Here is a 22,591-nt window from a genome sequence, read left to right as displayed (position 1 = left end):
CAGGCGTAGAAGACCTTACCGCCCTAACTCCGCTCGATGAGCCGGGCACTGGCTATAGATAGCCGCCACGGTTACAGCCGTTTCAAAGCTAGACGGCAAGTTGCCATCGGTCTGAATTTGTCTCAATTCTCGTAGGGTTCCGCCCTGTTGCAAAAATGGACAGATTGTTGCGCCGTAGGCTAGGACTTCATCCCGACCCAATTCAGCCGCCATCTGTTGGGCTTCAGCATTGGCTGTCATTTCAAAGGTGCGCCAAAATTCGGAGGCAACAGCGGCTAGTTGAGGGTCGTTTGGAGGATTGGTGTGCGGTTGGCGATCGGCTTGTCGTTGGCAGTACTCTACGATGTCTACCAAATTGCCTGCTTCATCGACAACTAAATAGCCCGAATGATTATAAAGTCCGCAGATTCCTGTGGCAATCTGCGCCTCTGGAGTCTGAGCGTCTGCATAGGGAACAAGAGTCAGTAAAGGTAACAAGCCGGTGAGGAGACAAACAGCCTTAAACATACAGTCCAAACCAAGGAAGGGTTCAGGTGGAAGGCTGTCGTAGTTGTTGCACCAATAGTTGAACTCCCAAAGCCAATAACCCTAAAGCCGCAATAGCAAAAATTCCCGTTGCCATTGCACTCATGCCCATAACCAGGGTGCGCACGGCTACTGCAATGTTGACCGCAATGTAGTTTCCAGAGGGCAGCGGCTTGTTGGCAAACGTTTCTATAATAGACAACGTTAGCTGATAAAGCACGGCTGCAATTCCGCCTGCAATCATGGCTCCTGTGAAACACCGCAGCGGGGTCGGAGCAGACGGTTTAGTTGACGGGTTATCCGCTCCTCGAGTGGCCGTAGCACTTGCTGGCTCTGATAGGGATTGATCTGCGGATTGTGCCGATGGATCGATCGCACCAGAAGGGGTAGATGGCGTGGATGAATCTGGGGTTGGTGTTGGGTTTGACATAGCACATCACCTGTTGTCGGTAGTTATAGCGCTGAAATCAGAGCGTGAATCAGAAAAGGAAATTACAAATTGCAAACTTGTACCAGTTTTGCCCTAACTCACCCTAGCCAACGTTGCAATAGAATTCACCAATCTGCACCATTTCTATTGTCACTCTATCGTGTGCAACTATCTCTCGATCGAGAGAATGAACAGCTTTCCTTCTTTATCAATTCCCAGTTTGGGTAGCTAATGAAACAGGCATAGCGGTCAACTCAAACTGCCCTGTTAGCTGCATCCTGCCCGATCGCCTGTTGGGTAGAAAATTGGAGCCAGGCTGTTGTGGGTATAGCTCAATCAAGATTGGTTGCAGTAGGAGTTTCAGTTCTGGAGTATGAACATCAATCTGTTGCCACAGCCGGGTTTGTAGTTGGTGCAGCGATCGCGGTAATTGACACCAAGCACAAGCAGGCGATTGGACGATCGCCGTAGGCAGTAAATGGCTAGATCTGTGATTTGCTGGGTGCAAGGAAGACTGACGGCGCTGCTGCAATGTAGTTGATTGCCCAGATAGTAGTTGCTGCGATATCAAATCTCCCGATATCAAATCCAACGTCCAGCTTTGACAGCCCGTTTGCACATGTAGGGATATCACAAACCGCAGTTGTCCAGTTGTTTGCTTATCAACTGTCTGCTTGTCAATCAATTGGTCATCAATCGATCGCCGTTGAGCCGATGCAGGAGAAAACAATGTAACCGGAATGCCACTTAAAAGCTGCATTCCTTCGTAGCTACTGTGCAGAAATCCCCAGCCTAGCCGCCATACCAGTTCATCCAGTTCAACCTCTTGAAGGGTGAAAAGGCGACTGACAATCGCTGGGTTATTTTGCAATTGATCTGACAGGGCATGGGCCGCGGCAACCACTCTCATTGCAGAGGGTAAGCGCTTGTGAGTGAGGGATTGTTGAGCGATTTGATCAGTAGTACAAGACACTTGTTGGTGATGAATGACCGCATCATACTGCTGGAGCCAGCGAGCATCGGCAAATTTAACGAGGGGCGATAAGGGCTTGGGAGGTGGCAGTAGGGGAACAAATTCCAGCCGATACTGAAGTTGAACTGTGCTAGAGCACCACGATCGCTGGGGAAGTCGTACTTGCGCCGTGATCCCCCCAAAATAGGGGGCAATTGCCGGGGTAATTTGTTGAATTTGTGCGTGCAGATTTTTCAGTAAAACCGAAACAGTGGCAGGTTGCTGACAAATGGTAGAGTCAACGTAGATGCGCGTATCTTGAGAAAGCATCTGAGAAAGCACCGATGGTGGCACAGGCATTGGCATTCTGTCAGCCGTCAGATCAAGGATTAGATCAGCCGTTGATGCATCATCCGTACATGAACCTGTGCGATCGAGACAGCATACCCTCAAAAACGGCACCAAGCGTAAGGTTCCCAGTTGCCAAGGTCGATCTGGTGAGGACACCCGCGCTATCTGACCCTTTAATAATCGCATCACATCAGGACTACTGCGGCTTGTGCTCCAAAGCAACCAAGATCTCAAGGATTTTAACCCGATACTATCTGTACTATTTGTTTTTTTAGCAAGCGGAGGAGACTCGACCGCACTGGGGAATCGTTCAGCCGTGCTTGGAGTTGAGCGTGATGGAAAGGGGGGGGCTGCAAGGCTACGATGTAGAGCATTGATGAGTTCCTGCGTCTCCGTTTGCACATAGGGCAACAGAACAGCCGATCGAATTCTAGTTCCTATGCGCCCACTCCGTTGCAGGTTCATAATTCGCTGAACGAGCCGCTGCATAGCTAACTGAACCATGCGCATGGTAGGTTGAGTCGCTCGATTTGCCGCACTGGTTAGCTCGATCGCCGCATCGATTGGGTAGGGAGTGGCACCACTCGGCTTAACTGCTACATCAAGCGGTTTTTGAAGAAAATTTGCCGTCATTGATTCTAGGGATAGCGCTTACTGGGAGGCTTCCCATTTATATCGTTGATCGTTCAAATAGTGACAGGCGCGATTCGATCGACCGATTGAAAAAGCTAATTGGTTCGCCCCATTCGTCTTAGCAATTCCTGCATCAGTGAGGCGTCTTCAGCCATTGGAATTTGCGACAAATAGCTCTCTAAATCTTGAGCCGCTTCTGTCCAACGCCCCAGTTGATAGTAGAGCAACCCGCGTTCGCGTTGCGCCAAAGGTGCATTGGGATGAATCAGCAACATGCGCTCAATCACCGCTAATAGGCGCGTTAAATCCCTTTGCTGAAGATAAATCGCTTTCAAATTCGTTAACATGCGTAGTAAAAAGTACCGCGCATCGACCGCTTCTAGAAATTCTGGACGTAGGGCGATCGGTTCTCCAAATAGTTGCTTCAGTCGTTCTTGGCAGTCTTCTGCAAATAGCACTTCGCCTCGGTTAAACGGATCAACAAAAATTTGCATGTCTCCAATTGCCGGACGAATGAGAAAATGTCCTGGCATGCCAATGCCAACCATTGGGAAGTCAATGCGTTTGGCAACCTCTAGGTAGATCAACGACAGTGTGATTGGAATCCCTGTATGCCGATCGAGCACTTGGTTCAAATAGCTGTTGCGCGGGTCATAATAGTCCTCGGCATTGCCATAAAACTGCAATTCTTCAAATAGGTAATGATTGATGGTCTGGATGATGCGCAAGGGATAGTGGTTCGACGGCAGTCGCTCTTTGATGTCAAGTGCCATTTGATCTAACAAAGCAAGGTAATCCTCTGGCTCCAGCGTTGGATACTCTTCTTGCGCCAAAAATAGGGCGGCTTTTGCCAAGTCAATCTGCTCCTGAGGTTGGCGGATTTCTTGATAAAACCGTTGCCGTGCTAAGGGAAAATCCATAAGCAAAAACGGGAAGACGAAGGGTCTTCCTTGAAAGGATTAGCAACCCATCTAGTCTAACTTTTGTGTGGGCTAACGTACTTCCCCAACGTGCCAGACTTGAGTAACGGCACAAGGACTTACCAATCATTGCCACTGCCATATTGCCAAGCATCAAGCCAGCGATCGGCGTAGTAGCGAGGCACTGGTGGCAAGCCTTGCCACCACGGATGAAACAATTTTGCCAGGGGATATAGCCCTGCATAAAGCCCCAGCATGGCAAAATGTAATAGCCACATTGATAACGCCCCCACCCCGACTTGAGGAATCACCTTCAGACCCAACAACGGTTGAGTGACAGAGACTTGCAGCAACGTTCTCAGCAAGGCAGGAAATTGCACCACATCTTGCAAAAACGGCTTCAGTACCGGTTCTCCTAATTGTTCCATAGCTTGAAACACCCCCGACAGTAGCCGATTGATGCGATCGGGATCGATCGACTGATTGACCTTCACACTCATTGCCTGCTGAAACAGCCACGTAACCGCAAGATTGGGCTGATAGGGTTGCAGTAAGGACAACCCCTGCCGATGCAGGATGTTGGTTTCCAGTGCGGCATCAACTCCTGTCACAAGGCGATCGAGATGGCGAATCATGGCTCCAAATCCACCAAAGCTTAGCGGCGATTGACTGCCACTGCTGTCTCCGATCGGCAACAACCGATCCCACTGCGGCTGAAGAGGACTCTGACGATAACACGGAAAAAAGCCAAATAGGGCACGTTGAATCTGTAACTGTGATAACTCAACCGCTTGGTAGTCTGGCAGCAGTCGCCAATAGTCTTCAAACAGGGCTTCTAGACTGGGACGATCGGGATGGGCATCTAGATAGGTGAAAAGATAAGTGGTGCGTCCATCGCGGGCAGGAAAAGCTTCCCAAAAGTACTGACACTGGTTTCGGGTAGGCGTGATAGAGGCAAACAGATCGCCAGTATCATTGTTGGGAAAGCCTTGAGCACAAGTTCCCACCACCATACAGACGGCATCGGGGGGCTGTCCTTGTCGGGCTTGCTGGGCAATTGGGGAAAAATGCCCCATCGCGTCGAGCAACAGGCGGGACTTAAAGGATGAGGGATGAGTTTCTTGAGATCGGTTGACAGTGATGTGAATGCCATTGGGGTGAACCATCGCTGCCTTAAAAGCAGTCTGTTCAAACAATTGCCCCCCGGCTGCCAGAAACTTGGCTTTCAAGGTATCGAGCAGAAATACTGGATTGACTCCCACATTCAGCACATCCTCTACCCAAACCTCTATGCCCTTGTGAAAGCGAATGCGACCGGGGTTGTATTCTGTCGCGATCGTGGTCTCCAACTCAGCCAGCGTCAGCAATTCCAGTTCAACCAAGCTCTGTAGCTCACGACGAGAAATATTCCATTCTTGATCGCGACCGCGCAACCTCCCCCGCTCAAGCAAAGCTACCCGCCAGCCTTTTTGAGCTAACGCTGCCCCCATCAACACTCCTAGCGTGCCACCACAGATCACCACATCCCAATCGATCGCCTCTAGTGTCTCTGCGTGCTCGTGCACCACCCTTGAACAAGGAATTTCGCCCTCACGATATTGCTTCCACAGAGCATCGGCTCGCTGTAAGCCTATCCAAGGATTACCAGGAATCTGTGAAAGCAACTGCTTGGTTAAGCTCATATCAACCAACTACCAATAGTTTCATCTTTCTCGATCGTAATCTATTCCCCACTCCCTATTCCCTCCTCCCGACTTCCTCCAATCGATAGTTGAGAAAAGCGAGTTCGATCGCGCAAAGTAAAAGCAATTGCTCTACACAGAAGACGGTCATGAATACGCAAGAATTAGTGGACAAACTCGGTAAAGAACATGCATTAGCCGTGGTCGAGTGGTTGGAGTTTACCATTCAAGAGTTCCGCAACGATCGCCCAGAGGATGAAGACACAGCCGAGTATCTGGAATCTCTAACCGACTATCTCAGATTACACGCAGCTAGCGAATTTGTGGAAACCCATCAAGGCATGTCTGCTCACAATTTGAAAAGCACTGACCTTATGGATTTATAAGATGAGAATGGCTCTATGGGAGCGTCATAACCAGATGCCGCGTCTTGAGAAACATCACAAGATCAGTAGCGTTAGCCCGATCGCCGTCAGAAACGCTAGGAACGTACCGAAACCAGAGCCAGCGATGGGGCTAGTTAGCTCAGTCTGACTTGGGACCGTGTTGTGAGCCACAGAATCGGGCGACTGAGCGGGCAGGGGTACATCGGAACTATCCCAAGGAAGTTTGGCGCTATCAGAGTGATGAGTCGGTAATTGGGGACGATGGTCTGGTCTATCTTGAGGCGACACAGTCGAGGAGAGACGGGCTAATTCCTGTTCCATTGCGTCAACATGTTTTTGAAGACACGCTCTTTCTTCTTGAAGCTGCATCAATTCGGCAGCTTTTTCAGCTTCCAGCAGCAGAACCTCTTCCTCGCCAGTTTGCGGATTCGTGAAGGGAACGATCGTGTTTTTGCCAAAACGAAAGCGCGGTTTGGCCGCCGCAATGGCAAGATACTCGCGGTCAATCTCAGCAATTCGTCGTCGATTGCAAGTTAGTTGAATTTCAAGCTCTCGGGTTCGGGGAGTGAGTTCAAAGTCTATAGCGCGGTTAAACCATCCGGGGGTTCGAGGCATAATTTCCTCTCCATGAAGCAAATCCGCCTCAATTTTAAGGCAAATGCTGAATCTGAGCTACGTTGAATTTTGCTTCCAAATCCAACATTCAAAGCAAAAAAGCAAATATAATGTGCCCCGCTCTTGACCATCTGACACCTTGGAAAAGTTTAGAAAGGATAAAGTCTGAAGAAGGATAGAGACTAACAAGAAATTCCTGCCCTCCATCTGAAGCCGTGGAACTAACCTGAATCCTTTCTGCAACAACTATGTGGAAGCAGGACTAGTACACCATTTGCTTCCAATAGGGCTTCAGTTCCTCTTTATCCTTCGTTTAGTCTTTATCCTTCATTCTTGGTTAGAGTCCAATCTCCGCCAAGATATCATTGGCATGGGTTTCGGTGTTGACCGTGGTATAGACTTTGGCAATCGTGCCATCGGGTCCAATGACATAGGTAACGCGCTTGGCATAGCCACCGCCATCTACATCATAGGCTTGGACGATCGTTTTATCGGTGTCGGCTAGCAGCGGGAAGGGCAGATTGTATTTATCCGTGAATGCTTTGTGGGAAGCTTCGTCATCGGTGCTGACGCCAAACAGCACAACATCTTTGCCCTGATATTGAGCATAGTTATCGCGAAAGCCGCAGGCTTCTTTGGTGCAGCCGGGCGTGTCGTCTTTAGGATAAAAGTACAGCACGACGGTTTTGCCAGCGTAATCCGACAAAGACACCGTATTGCCATTGGTATCCTTGACGGTAAAGTTCGGAGCGGGATCACCAACCGATAAAGGCATAAATTCTGTTTCCTTGAGTGTATATCGAGTCTTCGGTCACAGATTGTAACGTTAATTGGGATCGCCAGGGAGTGTTGCATCCAACTCGTGGAAGTTGACCATCAATTTGTGAGGATTTATGAAGTACTGATCAAGGGAGCCGTTTAGAACGGTTGCAAGAGAATTCCTAGAATTGTATTGATAGCTGTTGCCAGTGGTAGATAGTCCTGTAATGCCACCGTTAAAAATTCAGACGGCTGCACCCGTTCAACGGATTGAAACAGACTTTGGCTTTCATCAACATTCAGGTCAAGCGTCGTCTTAACGCTGGCTAGAGTAAAGTCGCTGTAAGCCATTGGTTTACTTTGCCAGTTCGGCTTCTAACTGCTGCCGTGCCGTGTTCAAGGCTTCGGGAAGTTTGCTGGCATCACGTCCACCCGCCTGTGCTAAGTTCGGTCGCCCACCGCCACCGCCGCCACAGAGTTTGGCGATCGCCCCGATAAATTTGCCCGCTTGCAACCCTTGCTTGTTGAGGCTAGGACTAAAGGCGGCCACAAGGCTAACTTTTTCGGGGTCAGGAACTGATCCTAACACTACCGCACCTTCACCCAGCTTTTGCAGCAATCGTTCTGCCGCTGTTTTGAGAGATTCAGCATCGACATTGCCTAACTCAGCCACCAGTAGTTTGACATTACCGATCGCTTCAGCTTTCCCCAACAGTTGCTCAGACTTAGTGAGTGCCAGTTCGGCTTTCAGCGACTCTAGTTGCTTTTGTGTAGTTTTTAATTCAGTTTGCAGTGCCGTGATTCGATCGGGTAATTCCTCCGGTTTTGCCTTAAATCGATCGCTCAAGTCACGGACAATTTGATCGCGCAGGCTTAAGTATTCCAACGCTGCCAACCCAGCCACGGCCTCAATTCGTCGCACCCCAGCTGCCACACCCGACTCCGAAATGATCTTGAACAGACCAATTTCTGCGGTATTGCTGACGTGCGTACCACCGCACAGTTCCATTGATACCCCTGGGAAGTCAATCACTCGCACTTCATCGGCATACTTTTCGCCAAACATGGCGATTGCACCTTTGGCCTTGGCGTCTACTAGAGGCATGACAGCAACTTGGGCCCCATGAGCTTCGGCAATCCAGGTATTGATTTGGTCTTCGATCTGCTGAAGTTCGGCTGGCGTCACCGGGCGTGCCAAATTGAAATCAAACCGCAGCCGATCGAACGCCACCAGCGACCCTGCTTGGGCAATATTGGGGTTAACCAATTTCTTCAGCGCTGCTTGCAGCAAATGAGTAGCGGTGTGGTTAGCTTGGGCCCGTCGCCGACAAGCCAGATCAATCTGTGCTGTTACCCGATCGCCCACTGCTAGAGTGCCCCGTTCGATCCGCCCAAAGTGAACAAATAGGCTGCCTTCTTTCTTAACATCCTCAACCCGTACCACGACTTCATCACCCGATAGATACCCTCGATCGCCAATTTGCCCCCCGGATTCTGCGTAGAAAGGGGTGCGATCAAGCACAATCTGCACGTCGGTACCAGCCGTTGCGGTTTCCACTGTTTTGCCATCTACTAGCAGCACCGTGACGCGAGCCGAACTCGACACTTCGGTATAGCCCAAAAACTCGGTTTCGTGCAGTTGCCCGCCCAGTTTGTCTAATGTTCCTTGTACCGTCAGATCAATCGTTTCGTGAGCCGCACGCGAGCGATCGCGTTGTTTTGCCATTTCGGACTCGAAGCCCGCCATGTCTACGGTCAAACCTTGTTCTTCAGCAATTTCTTGGGTTAGCTCAGCCGGGAACCCGTAGGTGTCGTATAGTTCAAACACATCTATGCCGCAAATTTCCCCCCCTTTAGGTAGCCCAGACATAATGTCAGCTAACAACTTTTCGCCGCGATCGAGCGTTTCTCGAAAGCGTGATTCCTCGACCTGCAACTCGGCCTTAATGGCTGGCTCTCGACTGCGCAGATTTGGATAGACTTTTTCCATCAGGGCAATGGCAGACTCTGCCACGTCTGTGGTAAAGGCTTGCTCAATGCCAATCAGCCGTCCGTGCCGCACCACTCGTCGAATTAAGCGACGCAACACATAGCCCCGCCCTAAATTGGACGCTGTGATACCATCCGCAATCATGTGAACAACGGCTCGAATATGATCCCCAATCACCTTTAGCGATACTTTGGTCGCCTCATCTGCCTTGGTATATCGAATGCCCGCAATCTTAGCGGCGGTTTCAATAATCGGAAAAATTAGATCGGTTTCGTAGTTATTGGGCTTCTGCTGGAGAATCTGCGCCATGCGCTCTAGCCCCATACCTGTATCGATGTTTTGGGCTTGCAGCGGGGTTAGATTGCCTTCCAGATCCTGGTTGTACTGCATAAACACCAGGTTATAGAACTCGATGAAACGGGTGTCATCTTCGAGGTCAATAGAATCATCCCCTCGCTCTGGGTGAAAATCGTAATAAATCTCAGAGCAGGGGCCACATGGGCCAGTTGGACCAGAGTTCCAGAAGTTATCTGCCTCACCCATGCGAATAATGCGATGGGGCGGTATGCCAATTTGATCTCTCCAAATGGCGAAGGCTTCATCGTCCTCGCGAAAGACACTGACCACTAAGCGATCCGCCGGCAGTCCATACACCTCGGTAGACAACTCCCATGCCCACGCGATCGCCTTTTCCTTGAAATAGTCGCCGAAACTAAAGTTTCCCAACATCTCGAAGAAAGTATGGTGGCGGGCGGTGCGTCCCACGTTTTCAATATCATTGGTGCGAATACATTTTTGTGACGTGGTGGCACGAGGAAACTCTGCCGGACGCTGACCCAGAAAAATTGGCTTGAAAGGTAGCATTCCTGCGATCGTTAGCAACACCGTTGGATCTTCGGGTACTAATGAGGCACTTGGCAGAACTTGATGCCCCCTAGCTGCATAGAAATCAAGAAAGGTTTGTCGAATGCGATCGCCGCTAAGAGGAGTAGGCATGGGAAGAAACTATCAGGAGTAATGTAGAGGGTGAAGCTATCTCTAGCATAAAGAACTTTGAAGGTCAATTGTACAGGCCGCGAATCAGACAAGCATTGATTCGTTGAATTTTCATGACGGCACTGGCAATAACCAGAACGACACTCTTAGCAGAGAAATAGCAGATAGAAACTTGCTAATTTTAGGTATAAAATTATACTAAAAATTAATTGAATCAGTAGAATCTCGAGGCTATAATTTTAGGCGAATAGCTGTTTCTAATGACCACGTATCCGAATCTATACTCTACCGTTAGCCCTGATTCCCGTCTGTCTATTCTTAGCATGAGAACAAGCGCAATTAAAGCGCCTCTTACCTAATCTAGGAGAGGGATCAGAACGAAGGAGAGGTCGGAAAAACGGCGCATGGCGTTATTCGTAGATAAGAAGAATGCGAAATTTTCTTTGATCCAGTTGTAAGTAGTTTAAAGCGCAGCTAAGCCAAAAACTTGCAAATGCGCTATTTTTCTCGCTTTGGCTATTTCATCATAGTTAATTGTTGAAAGCAGCTACAGTTGTTCCCTTGTTGGTTTAGACTTTTAGGCATCAGTGCCCAATTGGCCATACCAGGATGTGTATCCTGACCGGAGCTGTCACTTCTTGAACCCATACAAGCATTATCAGCAACCTTAGATCGACGCTAACTTCAACCGATGAAATGCTGTTGATCTGGAGGGCAACTTCTGATTACCAATTTAAGTTCGGCGGTAACTTCCCGATCTGGAGAGAGTAATGAAAAAGATAGGGAGCAGTTAAGGTAGTTGCTAATGCTACATTAAATAATACTTAGCAATACTTGGTAATACTTGGTAATACACAGACTTATAGCTTCTTGACACCCAAGTGCTATTTCAATTTGCTATTTCGACTAGGTTTCCGTGGTTGTGGAAGTCTGACCCATTCGTTGAGTCTTGCAAATAACGTTAAATGGACGCTTCAATTCTTGTGATTGGAAGCGATCGCTTCCGATCTTTCTCGTTAGATCGAATTCGTGACCTGGCAACTTTTACGGTCGAGGTGGCAGACAATTCGTCTGAAGCCATGCCGTTGATTCAAGCTCAACAGCCCGATCTTGTGTTGATTCAAGCGGAGCAACCCCACGGCATCGAGCTTTGTCAACAAATCAAGTTGCAAAACCGTCTAGCGTGGATCTACTGCATTGTGATTGATGATCAACCTCTGAATCGATCAGACCAATTAAACAGAGAAGTGAAATTGCTAGAGGCTGGAGCCGATGCGTATGTTTGGATGCCTGATGCTGAAATGATCAGTTCTGACGCAGAAAGGGAGTTCTATGACCGGCGATTGCAAGTACAAGTACAAGCGGGGTTGAGGCGAGTGCAAAACCATCGAGAACTGATTCGGGCGAATGATGTGTTATCGGCGATCGCGCTGTCTGATCCGCTGACTGAACTTAACAACCGCCGTGCCTTTGAATGGGAACTGCCGCGCCAAATTCAAAACGCTCGGAGTCGGAATGTGCCGATCAGCCTCATTATGATGGACGTAGACTATTTCAAAGTTATCAATGATACCCATGGCCATTTGGTAGGAGATGCAGTGCTTAAACTGCTGTCTGCTCGCCTTCGCCACAACTTAAGGTTTTATGACACGCCGTTTCGCTATGGTGGAGAAGAATTTGTCGTTATCCTCAGTGACACTGCGTGTCAAGAAGCTCAGCGCATTGCCCATCGCCTCTGCCAGTTGATCAATTATCAACCGTTTGTCATCAACGAAACCCTAGATCTCAGCGTTACTATCAGTGCCGGGGTTGCCACTTTGGAAATCACCGATGATGCGAGAGGAACAAGTTTATTGCAACGTGCCGATCAACGGTTATTGCAAGCTAAAGCCCAAGGACGTAATTGCGTCGTTGGCTGTCCCAATGTGTGGGCATAATGGGGATTGGGGTCATGGGTTAAGGCTTTTCATCCTTTGGCTTTTTGCTAAATATTGAGCCGTTGATACACGGTATCCAGGTGAGTCAAATGGTGTTGTGGATCAAAGCAGGACTCAATCTCGGCAGGTGAAAGCAAGGCGGTCACTTGGGGATGGTGAGCAACCAAGGCATGAAAATCTCCATTGGGTTGATTCCAAGCGGTATGTGCACAGGATTGGACGATCGCATAAGCCTCTTCGCGTTTCATGCCTTTTTCCACCAGCGCTAGAAGAACTCGCTGGCTGAACACGACGCCACCATAGAGGTTTAGATTGCGCTGCATGTTTTCGGGGTAAACCAATAAATTCTTCACTAAGTCTGTGGCTTCTACCAGCATGAAGTGCATCAATGTGCAGCAATCGGGAAACATCATACGCTCGACGGAACTGTGGGAAATATCGCGTTCGTGCCACAGCGCGACGTTCTCCAACGCAGGCACCGCATAGCCGCGAATCATACGTGCGAGACCGGTCAGCCGTTCCGATCGAATCGGATTACGCTTGTGGGGCATAGCAGAGGAACCTTTCTGTCCCTTAGAAAAGAATTCTTCTACTTCTAAAACATCGGTGCGTTGCAAGTTGCGAATTTCTACCGCAAACCGCTCAATTGAGGCGGCCAGCAAGGCAATTGCCTGCACAAATTCGGCATGGCGATCGCGAGAAACAACCTGCGTGGAGGCAGTATCCGGTTCTAGTCCTAGTTTTTGACAGGCGATTGCTTCAATGCGTGGATCAATATTGGCATAGGTTCCAACCGCACCAGAAATTTTGCCAACGGCAATGCGTTGATGTACGGCACAGAGGCGATCGCGATGGCGTAACACTTCGGCCAACCAACCTGCCAGCTTAAAGCCAAAGGTAATCGGTTCAGCATGAATACCATGCGATCGGCCAATCATCACCGTATCGCGATGCTGTTGAGCTTTGAAGCGAATCGCGTGAATCAGATGCTCCAGTTGTGACATAATCACATCCAAACTAGCCACCAGTTGCAAGGCTAACGCTGTGTCTAGCACATCAGAACTGGTCATGCCCAGGTGAATATAACGCCCAGCATCTCCGACGTATTCATTGACGTTAGTGAGAAAGGCAATCACATCATGTTTGACTTCTGCCTCAATTTCTAAAATCCGCTGCGGATCAAAATTTGCCTTTGCCTTGATAGTTTCTACAGCTTCTGCGGGAATGTGGCCCAGTTCGGCTTGTGCTTCGCAAACCGCAATTTCGACCTGTAACCACGTTTTGAATTTGTAGGTTTCCGTCCACAGATTGCCCATTTCGGGCAAAGTATAGCGCTCAATCAAGGCTCGTGTCCTTAGCTTACAACCCAAACATTGTACAACTCCTTTCAGGCAGTTGTGCTTGGATGACTCAGGTTGGCTTATAGTTCTAGGCACTGTTGTGAGTCGCGCCATGCGACCTAGAACCTTACAAAATCCTTACAAAATCTTTTTCAGCCATCTCGCTGAACTCAGAGCGAATTTACACAATTGTGGCGGAATAGCCAGCTATCTGGCTGAATAGATTCATAAAATAAGCCTGAATTGATCAGGCTGTAGAAAAATGCGATATCTTAACTTGGGCGAGGCAAATCAGAAGACCATTCAGCGTCTGCGGTTACTGTCTCTTACAGGCACCGGGATTAGCTCTGGCTCCGGCTGCGCTTCTGGCCCCAGGAGCGCCTCAATAATTTTGCCGGCCCACTCCTTCACTTTTTCAAGCAACTTCTGAATGTAATCCATTAATCGGATAGCTCCTTCAGTCTCAGCCTAGAGATACGTCAAAATCCGATCGCCTAAATTGACAATCTTGTTATTGACTTTACTTTTTTTCATCATAACCAATCATTCAAAATGATCAAGATCATTGATGATTTGTTACGACCAAAGATGTAGGAAATCCAATTAGCCGATCGCAACATAATGCCCAGAGGACAAGGACGAAACGCTCCGATAGACTGTTTAAAATTTTTTTGAATTGATCCGGAATTTGGTGAGCGCTTACCGACGGAACGGGGCGAGAGGAAGGGAGCATGTCACGTGTGCCAGTTTAACCTCATTCCCGACTCCCGACTCCCTTCTTTCCGCTTAGGAGCAGGGAAACCGGATTGAAGTTCCGCGTTCTTGGGGAGAGGATTTAGGGCAAGGGCGGAAACCTTTGGTCCGTCAATTAGCTAGCTGCGTGCTTCCGAGAGGGTTGCTTCACTGACGCTGCACTCTATGAGTGGTGGAAACGAGGGTAGCAACAAACTTTTAAGCAGATCTCTGAAGCTAAAAATCTGATTCAACGCGCTCAACTCTACATGTAGAAATAATTAATGCAAAAAACCTGTCCAAATCCTATATCTAGTGTCATCATAGTAGCCACAAGCCTGTATAGCTGCTTCGATGGGCCATAAGGAGTTGCCAAATAGGAAGCATTGCAACCATTTTAGGCGGGCGATTTGTTTTGGTTCAGGTGATTTGTTTCAGACGATCGGTGTTAAAAGCATGTCCTACCTCCTCTCTGCTGCCAAGTTACAGTCCTACTATCGTTGCCCTCGTGCTTACTATTTTCGCTATGAACGGCGGCTGGAAAGCGCTGCCTTTTTTGGCTCGGCTGCCTTGGGAACTTCACTGCATCAAGCGTTGGCGCAAATTTATCAAGACTGGCACTATCAAGATCCGATTCCACGTTGGGATTGGTTTGAATATTGTTGGAATCAGCAGGTCGGCGATCTGACGTCTAGCCAAATTACAGAAGGACGATCGATTCTCCGGCGCTACTATCACACCTTCATTACCACTCAATCGGCGATGCGACGCCCAGTGGCGGTGGAAGGTAGAATTCAGGGCTGTTTGCGGGTAGACAATCTAGAATTCACTCTATCTGGACGCTACGATCGGCTAGATTACCTAGATGACGGGCTTGAACTAATTGACTATAAGTCTGCCAAAGAAATTGAGCCATCCGAACCCGACGAGATTGATTTGCAGATTGGGCTTTACTATCTAGCCTTGGAACAACGCTATCAACGCTCCCTCAAGCGCCTCAGTCTGCTCTATCTGCGTACTGGCGAAAAAATTAGCTTTGAAGCCACACCCGCCCATCGTGAGCAAGTTGAGTCTGTTGTCAGCGATTTGGCCGTTGAGTTGCGGCGCGATCGACGGTGGCAACCCTTTCCAGGGGCACAGTGCGATCGATGTGCCTATGCGCGGTATTGTCCCGCCATGCGACCCGACCCCGATCCATTACCAGACGATGCTCGCCCAGAACCGGGATTACAATTAGTGTTAAGCCTGTAGCGGCAAACCGAGCCGATTAAGTCGGCTTGATATTGTGGTTCAAGTGAAAGACGTTTTCTGGATCATATTGAGCTTTAACGTTTGCCAGCCTTGCATAGTTCTCCTGTCCAAGTCCAGCAACCACCCGATCCTGCCCCTCGTCACCAATGAAGTTGAGATAGACGGCCCCGCTCTCCCACGGTTTGAGGGCAGATCGAGTATCGTGAGTCCACTGCCGAACCCGCTGATCATCAGCCGAATCTTGATATAAACCGTAGGGATGAATCAGCCAGGGAGCCTGTCGCCACGGCAACGGATAGTCAGAGCGCCCCCGTCCTAGTGCACCTCCCTGCGGTAGAAGAATATGCTGAGACGCTGAAGGTACAATCATGTTCTTTGCATGGGCACAGAACCGATCGATGGCTTCATTCGGGAAAGCATCAAGATACTCCACAGAACAATAGTTGCGATGTCCGGGAGGATCGTCGAGCATACATTGGAGATCGGCATAGGACATTTCTGAAATAAACTCTCCCTCATGTCCTAGTTCTAGCATTGGGGCTGCGACCTGATAGGCTTCAGATAATGAGCCAGCATAGGTAATGAGAACGACGAAAGCCATCTTCCCAACTAACGATGCGGGCACGAATTCCTCATCAGGGGCAGTCAGAAAAAGCGCACCACCGCCGATGTCATCAGGGGCTGATTCCATAAAATCTCGGTAGGTACGAAGCACGTTTACCCCGGCTTCAGGCAACCATATTAACAACATCACGCTGACTGACGATAATTCGTACAAACGCAATGTAAATGAAGTTGCAACTCCGAAGTTACCACCCCCACCATGAAGTGCCCAAAAGAGTTCTGAGTGTTCGTTTTCGCTGGCATGAATCACAGCACCACTGGCTGTCACGAGTTCGACGGAGAGGAGGTTGTCACAGGCGAGACCAAACTTGCGGTCAAGCCAACCACTGCCACCTCCCAGGATGTATCCACCCACGCCTGTTGTAGAGGCTCGTCCCCCTGTTGTCGCCAGTCCATAGGGTTCTGTCGCTCGATCGAGGTGACTCATCGTAGCTCCACCCCCAACCGTCGCCGTGCGCTCAATCGGATCAACTGAGACGGAATGCATTTGCCGCAGGTCGATGACGAGTCCACCTTCGGTAAGCGCCTTACCCGCAACACCGTGCCCGCCACCACGCACTGCAATCTCAAGACCATAATGACGGGCAACCTGAATACTGCGGACAACATCTTCTACACAAGCACATTGAGCAATAAGGCTGGGACGGCGATCGATCATCGCATTGAAGATTTTTCGAGCCTCATCATAGGTTGAATTGTCGGGTGTGATCAGGTTGCCAGTAAAGCCGTCGCGCAGTTCCTTTAGAGCGACTTCATTGAAGGTGTGAGATGACATGGTACTTTCCTCCTCATGAGGCTGCTAACCAATCTCACTATGATCAATGATGTCCGTGTGAACCAGCGTGTGAAACCTTCCGGAGCTTAATTTGAGCAATGGTTTTATGGAGGAAAGGGTTATCGATCGCAGTCGCTAAATCACACGCTAGCTCGAACGCACCTGGCTCACCCAGCATAGCCTTATGCAACAGTACCCGAACAAAAAGCTCGCGCATTCCACATCGTGCGGCCAGTGATTCGAGGTCAGCAATCCAGTGGGGTGCTGCCGCTTGTTCTTGGTCGATCGCCACCCGACACAATGCATCAAGCCCATAAGCCTCAATCCATCGATAGCTATCGGGTAGCCGTCGAGAAATTCGTGGTGCATCAATGAGCATCTGATAGCCCCGGCTATCTTGCCCCTGGGCGACGGCTACTAGCCCCAGTCCACGCATGGCGATGCTCTCTAAACACGGATCGTCGAGTTGTCGTCCCATGACAAAAGCACGTTCGAGTCGGCTCTCGGCTGTGTCAAGATCGCCAGTTAGCAGGTGTACCTCAGCCAGAAGAGACTCGGGAAGTGGGGCAAGCGCCATCCAGCAAGCACGTGCCTCCTCTAGTGCCTGTTCAAGCACTGGCGTTGCCTCAGCCAATTCACCCCGCAACAAGTGCAACCGGCCTACCCAACAGCGGGCAAACACTAAAGCCTCTGGAGACTCGGTGCGCTCAGCCCGTTGCACAGCGGAACTCAGTATTTTCAGTGATTGAGAATAACGGGCCTGATCGCTCAGACAGGCCCCTTCGATACATTCGATCCATGCCATTTCAGCGTCGTCTCCTGCGGCGAAACGTTTCGCCTCATCCACTAGGTCAAGGGCACGGGCATAGCGCCCACGCTCCAGGTCAGCGAAGGCTAGTTCTCGATAAGCAATGGCAGCGGTACACTCATCGCCCACTTCAAGAGCGCGAACGACTGCTTCATGCAGGGCTGCCCCCCCTTCCTCGTCACTGCCTCTACCCACATGGACAAGCGCGTGACCCAGTGCCACCAGCACCCGAGCTAAGAGTTGATGATTCTGTCCTTGGCGGGCTAGAGCGACTGCCTCCCGTAAGGTTTGCAAGCCTTGACTAATAGCCCCCGCTCCGATCGCCGCTTCCCCAGCCTCAAGCATTGCCTGCACAGAATAGGGGCGCGTTTTAGATAGATTGATTGTGGGTTGGCAACTTGCCTCCTGTAGTACTGGGCTTGGCTCGACCCCGAACTCCTGCCGGAAAAGGTCAGTACAGTACTTCACATGCTTAACGGCTCCATCATCGTCACCCACCGTTCTAAGACACTGCACCAGCAGAACGTGATGAGCCTCATCGAGCGGGTTGAGATCCACTAACCGCGAGGCCCATTTGAGTGCATCGTTGAGGCGTCCTTCTGCTAAACAGGCTAAGGTAGCTTCATGCAGAATGGCCTCGGTAGCACCGTCAAGGCGATGTCTTTCGCTGAACAGCCATAGCTCGAATTCAGCACTACCCGAAACGTTGATACCCGTCAGGAGATCCTGACCCAAACCAGGCAGATCGAGGGACTCCTCCCAGCGCCCTCGACGCACCAGGTTGACATCAACAAAAGCGGTGGACGGCAGCGTAATCACAAGCGGATTACCAAAGAGTTTGCAGTCTGGACCAAGCACACGGCGCAGATCTGACAAGCTCCAGCGCAATGCACCAAGCGGATCATCCGCTGCTGGAAAGAGCAACTCCGCTAAACGCTCACGCGAAACTGGCTGGTTCGCTAGCAACAAGTAAGCAAGCAGACACCAACTCTTGCGTCCCTTTGGCCGCCAATTTACAGCATCGCGCACTAGCCGTGGGTGTCCAAGTAACTCGATGATCAGAGTCATACCCTGATCTTCCCACAACCTGAAGGCGAGCTATCAATTGCAACAACTATCTACTTAACCGCATGTCATTGCTCATGTTATCGCTATAGCCAGTCGGTTTAGGACGCGGTGCAGGGGGTTTCACCCCTGTGGTGGCAGTGCCGCCACATCCCTCTCTTTCAACCCAATGTCCTCATTAGGACTCTTGCATATTAGAGTTTTTAATTAGATTTTGCGCGGACAACGCCCGTTCAAAACCTAATTTGAAAGAGGTCTATTTACTGGGCGATCGCTATAAAGGTTTACAACTGAAGACCGATCGCACCTCGAAGCAGATTGTTTAGGATGCGGATAGTGATCGTTTCGGGCCGATCGCGAAACCCTTCGTAGTGGCAAGCCAGTGATTACCGGAGCAGGTGGAAACTATATCGGTTGGGTATTGGTGGCAGCATCGCCAGAGGTGGCTTGGTCGGTGCTGACGGATTACGAGAATTTTGAGCAATTTTTGCCTACTGTGGCGTCGAGTTCGGTGATCGAAGCGGATGCGTCTCGCAAAGTGGTTGAACAGGTAGATAGCCGCCGGGTGTTGATGATGGAGGTTGAATCGACGGTGCGAACGGAGAATATTGAACAAGCACCCGATCGCATTTATTTTCAACTGGTCGATGGTGATCTGAAAACGCTGCAAGGCTATTGGAAGCTGTATCCGATTGCCATTGAGACGGGCAATTCTCAAGATCAGTTGCCTCAAGTTTTGGTAACGCAAACCGTGGAAGCCGAAGCCAACGCTGGCTTATTAGAAGGCATGTTTCATCAAGTATTTGCCGGAAGTTTGAGCGATAATTTGAGAGCCATTCAACAAGAAGCAGAACGGCGGAGCTTATGTGTGGACGATATACCCTAACGCAATCTGGGGAGGCGATCGCAGCCGCGTTTGATTTGGCAGACGTTCCTACGGTGTCTCCTCGCTACAATATTGCCCCAACGCAACCAGCAGCGGTAGTGCGGGCTGGAGAAGCCGATCGCGAATTCACCTATTTGTACTGGGGCTTAATTCCGTCCTGGTCAAAAGATCCCAGCATTGGTGCACGGTTAATTAATGCCCGATCGGAGACAGTGACAGAAAAGCCGTCGTTTCGGGCGGCGTTCAAGCGGCGGCGCTGTCTAATTGTGGCGGATGGCTTTTACGAGTGGCAGCGGTTGCCCAAGAGGAAACAACCCTATTACTTTCAACTAGTCGATCGTCAACCCTTCGCCTTGGCTGGACTGTGGGAGCATTGGGAAACCGGCAACGGCGATGTGATTGACTCTTGCACAATTCTGACAACCGTAGCGAATGCGGTGTTGGAGCCAGTGCACGATCGAATGCCCGTAGTGCTGCCTCCGGACACCTATGATCTGTGGCTTGATCCACAGATACAACAGCCCGATCGACTGTTGCCACTGTTGCGCCCGTATCCGGCTGAAGCCATGCAGAGCTACCCGGTTAGCCTCAAGGTCAATAGTCCCAAAAATGACACGGCTGAGTGTATCCAGCCCTTAGACCAGTCCACAGAGGCTGAGACGGAACCTGTCAACACACCAGAGAACTCTCGATGAATTCCTCTTGGCTGAGACCGATCGAGGCTTGGCGACAGGCGATCGTCACTCAGTTAGTTCAGCAGAGTCAGGCTTCTACCAGTGAAAGTAACCGCATTGCCCAACATCTGGGGTTAGCGCTGCTGTGGCTGTGCGGTTGTGAGCACGGTAGAATACTGTCAACGGGAACAATCGAACAGTGGCAACACCAATCAGACTTATATCCTCGACTGTTGGAGTTGTTGCATCGCACAGACAATCGCTTAGGCATTTCTTTTCCCTTTGCCTTACCGACTGTTGCCATTCCTGACGAGCTGTTGCGGCGATTGCTGAATGCGCTGGGCAAAGCAAACAGGCAATCTACGCTAGAGAGAATCGGCGAACAGTTAGGGCAACTCTATGAACACAGTTTGTCTTGGCAGGCTGAATCAGATCATCTGGCCAATCAATCGATCGCCATCCCCTCTCCACGTATCACCAAAAAAAATCGGGGAATTTACTATACACCCGCGATTGTGGTGGATTATATCGTGAAGCAAACGATCGGGCGAGTTCTGGCAGCAGAACCATCGAGTAATTTGCCGTCCTTCCAAATCCTTGATCCGGCCTGTGGCAGCGGCGCGTTTTTGCTGGGTGCCTATCAATATTTATTGAATTGGCAATTGCAACGATATTTGACAGTGGGCAAGTCATCAGTACTTGTGCCAGATTCACACGGGCAATGGCAGTTGTCAATCGCTGAACACCTGCGGTTGTTAAATTACCTCTACGGAGTAGATATTGATCCAGCGGCAATCGGGGTGACACGGCTATCGCTGTGGCTCATGACCCTGACCTCGCCGGATACTCTCGATCGACCGTTGCCCGATCTCAGCAACCAACTGCGTTGTGGTAATGCCTTGATCGATGCCGATTGTCATGACTTTACTTGGCAGCAAGCCTTTCCTACCATTTTGGCGAATGGTGGCTTTGAGGTGGTAATTGGCAATCCCCCCTACCTCGACTCGGAGGGAATGACCACACACTTGCCCAACTGGCGGCAGGCCTGCACCCAACAATATCGATCGGCGGTAGGCAATTGGGATTTGTTTTGTGTGTTTATTGAAAAGGCGATCGATCTGTGTCGATCGGGTGGATTCATCAGCCTGGTTGTGCCTAACAAACTAGCGTCGGCTGCTTATGCTCATCCAGTGCGGCAATTACTGACTCAAACGACCCAGCTTCTTCACCTGCGTGATTACGCGGCTGTGCCTGTGTTTGCCGCGTCGGTCTATCCACTGGTGTTTGTGGCAAAGAAGGGTGGAACTTCCAACTCTTCTCTCTTGTATGAAGCAATGCAAGATTTGCAGCAGGTGCACTCTAGCCGATCGATCAACCTATTTGCCTCTGGGGACATGTGGCGCTTCACCACTCCGGTAAGCCAGTCCCTTCTGAGTCGCCTGCAACAAACCCTGCCAGCCTTGGGTGACATTGCCCGCGTGCAAGGAGCCGCGACTGTCGCAGAAGCTTACGAAATTCAATCCTTAATTCAGGACAATTCGCTGCCGACTACAGGCGATTTACCTGTGATCAACAGCGGCACAATCGATCGCTATCAGTTGCGGTGGGGACACAAGCCATTGCGCTATCTGGGACAGGTGTATCATTATCCCTGCGTTGCGGCGGTACACAGCACCAAACTGCCAACAAAGCGCTATCAACAAGCCACGAAACCAAAAATCATTGTGGCAGGACTCTCACAGCAGTTGGAATGTGCGATCGATCGCCATGGTTCGGTGTTAGCGGCCAAATCGACTTCTATTATTTGGCAGGACACAGAAACACTGGATCTGCGCTACTTGCTGGGGTTGCTCAATAGCCAATTGCTGAACGCTTACTTCCGCCATTCGTTCGGCGGCAATCGGCTGCAAGGTGGCTATTATCGCGTCGGTCCACCCCAGTTACGATCGCTGCCCATTTACATGCCAAATTGGGATGACGCCACCGATCGTCAGCAATACATCCGCTTGATTGCTCTTGTCGAACAACGGTTAAGCGCTACCACAACTAGCCAGTTTGGGCCACTAGACCACGCAATCGATCGGTTAGTGTATGCCTTGTATCGGCTTAATGAAGCGGAAATTAAGACAGTAGAAGCAATCGGCTGGGAATTATAGCCTAACCAGTTTGTTGCAGATTTATTGGCTTTTCATATCTTTTTCGTACATTTATCTAGTCTTTATGAAAAAAACGTCTCATATAGTACAAAATCAGCTTAGTA

General features: G+C 50.0%; 18 protein-coding genes. 6 read left to right on the top strand and 12 right to left on the bottom strand.

Features of this window, described 5'->3' with window-relative positions; genetic code table 11:
• Nucleotides 1-15: 15 nt before the first annotated feature.
• The 5 genes from OXH18_RS01385 to OXH18_RS01365 all read right to left on the bottom strand — a co-directional run bounded on the left by OXH18_RS01385 (nucleotide 16) and on the right by OXH18_RS01365 (nucleotide 5,493).
• Complete coding sequence (locus OXH18_RS01385; RefSeq protein ID WP_268610640.1) at nucleotides 16-507, bottom strand: hypothetical protein; 492 nt, start codon at nucleotides 505-507, stop codon at nucleotides 16-18.
• Nucleotides 508-529: 22 nt separating this feature from the next.
• Entirely contained in the window at nucleotides 530-955 is a 426-nt protein-coding gene (locus tag OXH18_RS01380) for a DUF3082 domain-containing protein (RefSeq protein WP_268610639.1), read from the bottom strand.
• A gap of 208 nt (nucleotides 956-1,163) precedes the next feature.
• Entirely contained in the window at nucleotides 1,164-2,891 is a 1,728-nt protein-coding gene (locus OXH18_RS01375) for a hypothetical protein (RefSeq protein ID WP_268610638.1), read from the bottom strand.
• 95 nt (nucleotides 2,892-2,986) lie between these two features.
• Entirely contained in the window at nucleotides 2,987-3,811 is an 825-nt protein-coding gene (locus tag OXH18_RS01370) for a SirB1 family protein (RefSeq protein WP_268610637.1), read from the bottom strand.
• A 119-nt stretch (nucleotides 3,812-3,930) separates the two neighbouring features.
• On the bottom strand, nucleotides 3,931-5,493 hold the full coding sequence (locus tag OXH18_RS01365) for an FAD-dependent monooxygenase family protein (RefSeq protein WP_268610636.1): 1,563 nt from the start codon (nucleotides 5,491-5,493) through the stop codon (nucleotides 3,931-3,933).
• A 149-nt stretch (nucleotides 5,494-5,642) separates the two neighbouring features.
• On the opposite strand from OXH18_RS01365, the gene OXH18_RS01360 reads away from it, so the two are divergent.
• Nucleotides 5,643-5,879: a hypothetical protein gene (locus OXH18_RS01360; protein WP_268610635.1), complete on the top strand. Its 237-nt coding sequence runs from the start codon at nucleotides 5,643-5,645 to the stop codon at nucleotides 5,877-5,879.
• A gap of 54 nt (nucleotides 5,880-5,933) precedes the next feature.
• Here the strand turns inward: OXH18_RS01360 and OXH18_RS01355 are convergent, their stop codons facing one another.
• The 4 genes from OXH18_RS01355 to alaS form a co-directional block, all read right to left on the bottom strand.
• Nucleotides 5,934-6,494, bottom strand: coding sequence for a hypothetical protein (locus OXH18_RS01355; protein WP_268610634.1), 561 nt, complete (start codon nucleotides 6,492-6,494; stop codon nucleotides 5,934-5,936).
• 337 nt (nucleotides 6,495-6,831) lie between these two features.
• Complete coding sequence (locus OXH18_RS01350; protein ID WP_268610633.1) at nucleotides 6,832-7,269, bottom strand: peroxiredoxin; 438 nt, start codon at nucleotides 7,267-7,269, stop codon at nucleotides 6,832-6,834.
• A gap of 143 nt (nucleotides 7,270-7,412) precedes the next feature.
• Nucleotides 7,413-7,604: a hypothetical protein gene (locus OXH18_RS01345; protein WP_268610632.1), complete on the bottom strand. Its 192-nt coding sequence runs from the start codon at nucleotides 7,602-7,604 to the stop codon at nucleotides 7,413-7,415.
• A 4-nt stretch (nucleotides 7,605-7,608) separates the two neighbouring features.
• Nucleotides 7,609-10,239 (bottom strand): alanine--tRNA ligase, encoded by a 2,631-nt coding sequence (gene alaS, locus OXH18_RS01340; protein WP_268610631.1) that lies wholly within the window; start codon nucleotides 10,237-10,239, stop codon nucleotides 7,609-7,611.
• 965 nt (nucleotides 10,240-11,204) lie between these two features.
• On the opposite strand from alaS, the gene OXH18_RS01335 reads away from it, so the two are divergent.
• Entirely contained in the window at nucleotides 11,205-12,176 is a 972-nt protein-coding gene (locus OXH18_RS01335) for a GGDEF domain-containing response regulator (protein ID WP_268610630.1), read from the top strand.
• A gap of 47 nt (nucleotides 12,177-12,223) precedes the next feature.
• Here OXH18_RS01335 and purB read toward each other — a convergent pair whose 3' ends face one another.
• Nucleotides 12,224-13,519 carry an adenylosuccinate lyase gene (gene purB / locus OXH18_RS01330; RefSeq protein ID WP_268610629.1) on the bottom strand — a complete coding sequence of 432 codons (1,296 nt, stop codon included), beginning with the start codon at nucleotides 13,517-13,519 and terminating at the stop codon, nucleotides 12,224-12,226.
• Nucleotides 13,520-14,704: 1,185 nt separating this feature from the next.
• On the opposite strand from purB, the gene OXH18_RS01325 reads away from it, so the two are divergent.
• A complete protein-coding gene (locus OXH18_RS01325) occupies nucleotides 14,705-15,499 on the top strand; it encodes a RecB family exonuclease (protein WP_268610628.1) in 795 nt (264 codons plus the stop codon).
• Between the two features lie 16 nt (nucleotides 15,500-15,515).
• Here the strand turns inward: OXH18_RS01325 and OXH18_RS01320 are convergent, their stop codons facing one another.
• The gene (locus tag OXH18_RS01320; protein WP_268610627.1) at nucleotides 15,516-16,898 is read right to left on the bottom strand and encodes an FAD-binding oxidoreductase; all 1,383 of its coding nucleotides are present in this window, start codon (nucleotides 16,896-16,898) and stop codon (nucleotides 15,516-15,518) included.
• Nucleotides 16,899-16,941: 43 nt separating this feature from the next.
• The gene (locus OXH18_RS01315) at nucleotides 16,942-18,774 is read right to left on the bottom strand and encodes a BTAD domain-containing putative transcriptional regulator (RefSeq protein ID WP_268610626.1); all 1,833 of its coding nucleotides are present in this window, start codon (nucleotides 18,772-18,774) and stop codon (nucleotides 16,942-16,944) included.
• Nucleotides 18,775-19,153: 379 nt separating this feature from the next.
• Between OXH18_RS01315 and OXH18_RS01310 the strand changes: the two genes are divergently transcribed.
• From OXH18_RS01310 to OXH18_RS01300, 3 genes are read left to right on the top strand one after another with little or no spacing between them, the layout of a single operon-like run.
• Nucleotides 19,154-19,657, top strand: coding sequence for an SRPBCC family protein (locus OXH18_RS01310; protein WP_268610625.1), 504 nt, complete (start codon nucleotides 19,154-19,156; stop codon nucleotides 19,655-19,657).
• Complete coding sequence (locus OXH18_RS01305; RefSeq protein ID WP_268610624.1) at nucleotides 19,636-20,352, top strand: SOS response-associated peptidase; 717 nt, start codon at nucleotides 19,636-19,638, stop codon at nucleotides 20,350-20,352. Before OXH18_RS01310 ends, OXH18_RS01305 begins: the two co-directional genes overlap by 22 nt.
• Entirely contained in the window at nucleotides 20,349-22,487 is a 2,139-nt protein-coding gene (locus OXH18_RS01300; protein WP_268610623.1) for an Eco57I restriction-modification methylase domain-containing protein, read from the top strand. The genes OXH18_RS01305 and OXH18_RS01300 overlap by 4 nt, the downstream gene beginning before the upstream one ends.
• Nucleotides 22,488-22,591: the final 104 nt, after the last annotated feature.

Origin of the sequence: Thermocoleostomius sinensis A174 (assembly GCF_026802175.1) — a bacterium.
In the GTDB taxonomy this organism is placed as follows: domain Bacteria; phylum Cyanobacteriota; class Cyanobacteriia; order Elainellales; family Elainellaceae; genus Thermocoleostomius; species Thermocoleostomius sinensis.
The sequence above is the reverse complement of the archived record's forward strand: the minus strand, read 5'-3'. Positions and strand labels throughout refer to the sequence as shown.

Bases quoted from the DNA above. Each gene is read 5' to 3' on its own strand.
- OXH18_RS01385 (WP_268610640.1), bottom strand. From the start codon at position 507: ATGTTTAAGGCTGTTTGTCTCCTCACCGGCTTGTTACCTTTACTGACT.
- OXH18_RS01380 (WP_268610639.1), bottom strand. From the start codon at position 955: ATGTCAAACCCAACACCAACCCCAGATTCATCCACGCCATCTACCCCT.
- OXH18_RS01375 (WP_268610638.1), bottom strand. From the start codon at position 2,891: ATGACGGCAAATTTTCTTCAAAAACCGCTTGATGTAGCAGTTAAGCCG.
- OXH18_RS01370 (WP_268610637.1), bottom strand. From the start codon at position 3,811: ATGGATTTTCCCTTAGCACGGCAACGGTTTTATCAAGAAATCCGCCAA.
- OXH18_RS01365 (WP_268610636.1), bottom strand. From the start codon at position 5,493: ATGAGCTTAACCAAGCAGTTGCTTTCACAGATTCCTGGTAATCCTTGG.
- OXH18_RS01360 (WP_268610635.1), top strand. From the start codon at position 5,643: ATGAATACGCAAGAATTAGTGGACAAACTCGGTAAAGAACATGCATTA.
- OXH18_RS01355 (WP_268610634.1), bottom strand. From the start codon at position 6,494: ATGCCTCGAACCCCCGGATGGTTTAACCGCGCTATAGACTTTGAACTC.
- OXH18_RS01350 (WP_268610633.1), bottom strand. From the start codon at position 7,269: ATGCCTTTATCGGTTGGTGATCCCGCTCCGAACTTTACCGTCAAGGAT.
- OXH18_RS01345 (WP_268610632.1), bottom strand. From the start codon at position 7,604: ATGGCTTACAGCGACTTTACTCTAGCCAGCGTTAAGACGACGCTTGAC.
- alaS (WP_268610631.1), bottom strand. From the start codon at position 10,239: ATGCCTACTCCTCTTAGCGGCGATCGCATTCGACAAACCTTTCTTGAT.
- OXH18_RS01335 (WP_268610630.1), top strand. From the start codon at position 11,205: ATGGACGCTTCAATTCTTGTGATTGGAAGCGATCGCTTCCGATCTTTC.
- OXH18_RS01325 (WP_268610628.1), top strand. From the start codon at position 14,705: ATGTCCTACCTCCTCTCTGCTGCCAAGTTACAGTCCTACTATCGTTGC.
- OXH18_RS01320 (WP_268610627.1), bottom strand. From the start codon at position 16,898: ATGTCATCTCACACCTTCAATGAAGTCGCTCTAAAGGAACTGCGCGAC.
- OXH18_RS01315 (WP_268610626.1), bottom strand. From the start codon at position 18,774: ATGACTCTGATCATCGAGTTACTTGGACACCCACGGCTAGTGCGCGAT.
- OXH18_RS01305 (WP_268610624.1), top strand. From the start codon at position 19,636: ATGTGTGGACGATATACCCTAACGCAATCTGGGGAGGCGATCGCAGCC.
- OXH18_RS01300 (WP_268610623.1), top strand. From the start codon at position 20,349: ATGAATTCCTCTTGGCTGAGACCGATCGAGGCTTGGCGACAGGCGATC.